The sequence below is a fragment of the uncultured Traorella sp. genome, from assembly GCF_944327115.1.
In the GTDB taxonomy this organism is placed as follows: domain Bacteria; phylum Bacillota_I; class Bacilli_A; order Erysipelotrichales; family Erysipelotrichaceae; genus Traorella.
Genome location: NZ_CALVGS010000083.1, coordinates 1 through 5,923 on the forward strand (window position 1 = coordinate 1; position 5,923 = coordinate 5,923).

General features: G+C 33.8%; 5 protein-coding genes. All 5 read left to right on the plus strand.

What is annotated here, in order from left to right; translation table 11 throughout:
• Positions 1 to 312, plus strand: a 312-nt coding sequence (locus tag Q0K35_RS07855; RefSeq protein ID WP_294562101.1) for a hypothetical protein, incomplete at its 5' end; no start/stop codon positions are given.
• A gap of 15 nt (positions 313 to 327) precedes the next feature.
• A complete protein-coding gene (locus tag Q0K35_RS07860) occupies positions 328 to 1,614 on the plus strand; it encodes a class II aldolase/adducin family protein (RefSeq protein WP_294562102.1) in 1,287 nt (428 codons plus the stop codon).
• Positions 1,615 to 1,895: 281 nt separating this feature from the next.
• Entirely contained in the window at positions 1,896 to 2,876 is a 981-nt protein-coding gene (locus tag Q0K35_RS07865; protein ID WP_294562103.1) for an LCP family protein, read from the plus strand.
• Positions 2,877 to 3,246: 370 nt separating this feature from the next.
• Positions 3,247 to 5,106, plus strand: coding sequence for a nucleoside-diphosphate sugar epimerase/dehydratase (locus Q0K35_RS07870; RefSeq protein ID WP_294562104.1), 1,860 nt, complete (start codon positions 3,247 to 3,249; stop codon positions 5,104 to 5,106).
• A gap of 148 nt (positions 5,107 to 5,254) precedes the next feature.
• Complete coding sequence (gene loaP, locus Q0K35_RS07875) at positions 5,255 to 5,770, plus strand: antiterminator LoaP (RefSeq protein ID WP_294562105.1); 516 nt, start codon at positions 5,255 to 5,257, stop codon at positions 5,768 to 5,770.
• Positions 5,771 to 5,923: the final 153 nt, after the last annotated feature.

The window sequence follows — 5,923 nt, forward strand, 5'->3', positions numbered from 1 at the left end:
TTAAGAATGATTATTCTATATATTTTAGGTACTCCTATCTATTTATATGCAGCTACCATGGTAGGTCCGATTATTTCTCAGCTTGGATGGGAAAATGGTATTTTTGAAGCAGGCCAAATGTATGCAAGCGCTGGTATGGACTGTCCTGCATTTACAGTTATATTTATGAATCTATTCCAATTTTTAGATGGAAATTTCATTTGGGTACTTTTAGCAATCGTATTTATGGCAGGTTATATATTCACAGTTAAAGGATTTAGAAAAGAAGGTAAACAGTACTTTGATTCTTTACAGGAAAAGTCAAATGAATAGAACAGGAGCGGATGTATGGAAAAAGAGATTATCTGTTATTATATAAAACGTCTTTATGATAAAAAACTGACTACAATGTCAGGTGGAAATTTATCGGTTAAATCAGAAAATTCTGTTTATGTAACACCATCGGAAATTGATAAGGGAAATTTAAAGACGGATGATATCATGGAGGTTTTAAATACTGGTGAAATATATGGTAAACATAAGGTAACAAGTGAATTTCCAGTTCATAAAGCCGTATATGAGATGAATCATGATATGAATGCCATATTACATTCACATACATCTTCAATTCTTGGGTTTTCAACAGCACATATTTTACCAAAAGTTAAATTATTGGCAAATGTTGCTTATGATTTAAATGGGAAAATAGAAATTGCGAAATATGCAGATCCAGGTACAAAACAATTGGCAGATGAAACAGTAAAAGTATTAAACGGGTCAAATGCAGTTGCTATTTTAGAAAATCATGGACTCTTTATCGTTGATCATACAATGGAGGATTGTTATGATAAACTTGAGAATTTAGATTTGGTATGTAGAATTGAAAGTAATATAAAGAAAATAGGTGGTACTCCTAAGGAAGTTACTGAGGAGCAAATTGATCAATATAAGAATGATGTAGAAAATAATCTTACTAGAAGTGAAGAAGATAATGGAGGATATCAGGAAGAAAGGAAATTGCTTGCAGAACTGTTAAAAAGATTATATAGCCGAGGTATCTCAACATGTAAAAATGCTTGTTTTTCTTGGCGATTAAAGAATCATGATATTTTGGTAAATCCGGACAATACGGATGTGACAACTTTAAAGCCAGAAGACTTGGTTTTAATACATGATAATAAATATTGTGGTGAAAAAAAGCCTCATCGTGATTTTCTTTTCCATTTATCTATTTATAAAAATCATGATCATATCAATAATGTGATATCATCCTGTCCACCTTATGCTATGGCATATGCTTGTAGTGATCAGGAATATGTCACAAGAGTGATTGCAGAGTGTTATGGTTATTTAAGGAATATTGAAAAAAAAGAATTGAAATCTCGAAGTGAGATGGAAGAACTTTTGAAGGGATATTTTGATGATTATCATAATACGGTCTTGATTCAGAATTATGCTTGTATTGTTACTGGACCACATCCGCTGAAAACCTATGATCGAATGGAAGTAGCAGAATCTACTGCAGAAGCAATCATTGAAACATTTCCTGTAAATAAGCCGGTTTTGATGGATCAAAGAGCTGTGGAAGTCATTCAAAAGAATTGTGGCATTTATCCAGAGAAAAGGAGCAATTAATGAAAAAAACTACAAGAGTACAGTTTGCTCTTGTAGTTTTTGGTGTCTGATTATAAAGTTATCCGATTGCAAGAGCTTTTGTTAATATATTGTTTATATTTTGATATGATCATATATAAAGAGTTTTTGTTTTAGGTCTGCTATAGCAATTGCTGTTTATAATAAAAGAATCATTCTTTATAAAAAATACAGAATCTTTATGTGATTTCATGTTAGATTTGAGAAAAATAGTGATTTATCTTTGAAATAGTGCTACAATATGCAGGTATTTGGAGGTACTTATGTCAATTAAAGCAAAAAAAAGACTGGTCATTGCATTATCAATCGTTCTTGTGTTGATTATTGGCGTTTTTGCCGGTGTTAATTTATATGCTGATTCTTTATTGAATCGTATGGGGCGTACAGAGTCATTTAGTGATGATGATGTTTATTCCTATGAGTCTGATCGCAATATTGATAATATTGCACTTTTAGGAATCGATGCTGATAACGGAAGTGGTGCACGTACGGATGTGATGAAAATTATTTCGCTTGATTTTGATAATAAGAAGATCAAAATTTCTTCATTGCAGCGTGACAATATCGTTTATCAGCCATTGATGGATCGCTATGAAAAGCTGAATCATGCTTATTGGCGTAGTGGTGTGCAGGGAACTTTAAGCGCCATCAATTATAACTTTGATTTGAATGTAACACAATATGTGCTATTTGATTTTGATTCGGTAGAAGAAATTGTTGATATTTTAGGTGGAGTTGATATACAGCTTACGTCTTCTGAAGCAGGTTTTCTGGGTTTAGGTGGTGCAGGTACCTATCATTTGAATGGTTCACAGGCATTGCGTTATTCTCGTATTCGTGCAGTAGATAGTGATTATGTGCGTATGTCACGTCAAAATAATGTCATTGATGCTTTAATTTCTACGTTGAAGGATAAATCGTTGATTGAATTATTGAATATTGTTGATGATGTATTGCCATATATTGAAACAAATCTTTCGAATAGAGCTATTAAAAGTTATGTGACTCGTCTTTTAGGTTTTGATTTGAGTAATATTGAACAGTACCAGTTTCCTAAAGATGGTTATGATTCACAGTTGACTTCACTTACTTTATACGGATATTCACCGCAGTATGTGTTAAAGGATTTTAGTGGTGAAGTTGAATCACTGCATCATTTTATCTATGGTGAGGATAGTGGCTATACTGCTAGTGAAAGAGTACTGCAGGTTGAAAAAGATATTTTAGCTCTTGCCGGATATTAAGCTCTCATATTGATGGGAGCTTTTTATATATTTAGGTATATTAGGAATTTCAAATTTTGGTAGAAAGAATCAGATAAGAAGTCATTTATTTGCATATGATTTTGGTTACAAAATCATTTTCATGTGAGAATTTTTGATGAAAGATAATCTAAAGGATTACGTTCAAAAATGTCTGTGCCGGAATAGGGTGATTCTTTTATATGAGTAACAAAAAACGTATATAAATAGGGCGAAATTTAATGATTACAATTTGCGATAAAAATGATATAAAATGTTAAGAAATGTAAGGAAATAAAGTGATTTTAAAGGGTTTGAAGTGTTGTTTAATCATGTATTATATGTTAAAATCTTTGTGATTGGGGGAGAAAAAATGCTTGATTGGTTTTTTGGAAATCAATTTTATAAGAAGCATCGAGAAAAAATACAGATTGTTTTAGATTTACTTATTGTGTGTTTTTCTTATATTCTTGCATATTGGACGAAGTTCAATTTTAGATTTGATTTTCATTCCTTTGTTTTACATAAATTGTTCATTTTTGCTGTTATTGTGCTATTTATTTATATCGTTTATTTTATAGCGTTTGGAATTTATCGAAGTCTTTGGAAATATATTGGTGTCGTGGAAGTCGTTCGTTTGACCTTAGCGGATGTATTTGCAACAATTACGATCATGGCACTTACTTTGTTTTATAGTCAGAATCTGGATTATGTAAGTATTGAATTAGTAGCAGGCTGTTTTGCAGCTTTGATGATGTTTTCGCTTCGAGCAATATATCGTTTATTTAGAAGATATACATTACGTGTTGGTGATGCAAAGAATGCGGTGATTATCGGGGCTGGGGATGCCGGGAATATCTTACTTAAGGAAATCAATCAGAATGAAAAACTTAACTATAAGGTTGTTGGTTTCGTTGATGATTATAAAAAGAAATATATGATCGAGGGGCTTTCTATTTTGGGTACTTGTCTTGATTTGAAGGAAATCAAGGAAAAGTATCATGTAGAAGTTGCTTTGATTGCAATGCGCAATGTATCCAAGAAACAATTGCGAAATATTGTTGAGCAGTGTCAGGCTGTTCATTTGCCGGTGCAGATGATGAGTGAAAGTATCTTTGGCAATCAGCTAAAGAAGAAAAATGTGTTGAGTGATGTTAAGATCGAGGATCTTTTAGGCAGAGGTGAGATTCATCTGGATCAGCACGAGATTGCTTCTTATATCACAGATAAAAGAATTTTGGTGACGGGTGCCGGTGGAAGTATTGGGTCGGAGCTTTGTCGTCAGATCTTAAAGTTTAAACCAAAGGAACTTGTCATGCTGGATATTAATGAAAACGACTTGTATCTTTTGGAACAGGAATTTAATCGTGATCGTGAGCATGGTAAGCTTGATAAGGATATTAAAATTGTTTCTATCATTACATCGATTCGTGATGCGAAAGGATTGGATCAGGTTTTCAAGTTGTATCAGCCGGAAGTCGTTTATCATGCAGCGGCGCATAAGCATGTTCCTTTGATGGAAACAAGACCGATGGAGGCAATCAAGAATAATGTTTTTGGAACGAGAAATGTAATCTTGACTTGTATCAAATATAAAGTGTCACGTTTTATTATGATTTCTACGGATAAGGCTGTAAATCCTACAAATGTCATGGGTGCTACGAAGCGTATGACAGAGATGATCTTACAGGCATATGGTGATAACGGTGTAACGAAGATGGCGGCGGTTCGTTTTGGAAATGTTTTAGGAAGTCATGGTTCGGTCATTCCGATTTTCTCGAAGCAGATTGAGGAAGGTGGACCGGTTACGATTACCGATAAAAACATTATTCGTTATTTTATGACAATTCCTGAAGCTGCACAGCTGGTTTTACAGGCAGGATATTATGCAGATAAAGGTGAAATCTTTGTGTTGGATATGGGTGAGCCGGTGAAAATATTGGATCTTGCTGAAAAGATGATCAAGCTGTGTGGACTTGAACCGTATGAAGATATTGAAATTAAAGAGATTGGGTTAAGACCGGGTGAGAAGATGTTTGAAGAACTTCATTTGGGTGGTGAAACATTTTCAAAGACAAAGAATGATCTGATTTATAAGAATGATATCATGCATATTTCGTTAGATGAATTAAATAAACGATTGGATGTTTTAGAAGATTTGATCAGCAATGAAGAAAATATTGGTATCATAAAAAATAAGCTTTTAAACTTGATTATTACTGACAATCAGTAAAGATTGAGTTATAATAATTAGGTTGTGTACAAGAATGCAGAGCTGATCAATCGTTGCCTGGCGCACGTTGTATGCTTGCAGGATCATCAATAAAAGAGTTCATATGTATGGTATGAATGGGCGAAGCATATCCAAAAGGAGAACCTACATGGAGAAATGGTATGTGATTCAAGTAAGGAGTAGGGCCGAAGAAAAAATCAGAAAGGCTTGTGAAATACTGATTTCTAAAGAGGTATTGAAAGAGTGCTTTATTCCGAAAAACAAGAGAATGAAGAAGATAAAGGGAAATTGGATGAAGATTGAGGAAATACTGTTTAGCGGGTATGTGTTTTTGGTGAGTGATGATCCTGATAAGCTATATCTTGAATTGAAGAAGGTTCCAGATCTTACAAAGATGCTGGGGCATGTAAATGGTGATATATTTCCGCTTTATGATGATGAGGTAGCGTTTTTGAAGTCATTGGGTGATGATGATCATGTGGTTGAGATATCGACGGGTTTGATTGAAAATGATGAAGTGATGATTATTTCCGGGCCTTTGAAGGGAAAAGAGGGAATTATCAGGAGGATTGATCGGCATAAGCGTATTGCATTGATTGAAGTTGAATTGTTTGGAAAGACTACACAGGTGAAAGTGGGTCTGGAAATTGTAAGTAAAACTTAAGATAATTGCGAATTATCCAAAGTTGAAAGGAAACATACTGAAAGATGTATGTTTTTTTATGTGGGAAAGGAATGGGAAAATGTATCGAAATGGATTGAAAAGAGTGCTTGATTTTATATTGAGTCTAATAGGATTGGTGGTGCTTTCACCGGT

Bases quoted from the DNA above. Each gene is read 5' to 3' on its own strand.
- Q0K35_RS07865 (WP_294562103.1), top strand. From the start codon at position 1,896: ATGTCAATTAAAGCAAAAAAAAGACTGGTCATTGCATTATCAATCGTT.
- Q0K35_RS07860 (WP_294562102.1), top strand. From the start codon at position 328: ATGGAAAAAGAGATTATCTGTTATTATATAAAACGTCTTTATGATAAA.
- Q0K35_RS07870 (WP_294562104.1), top strand. From the start codon at position 3,247: ATGCTTGATTGGTTTTTTGGAAATCAATTTTATAAGAAGCATCGAGAA.
- loaP (WP_294562105.1), top strand. From the start codon at position 5,255: ATGGAGAAATGGTATGTGATTCAAGTAAGGAGTAGGGCCGAAGAAAAA.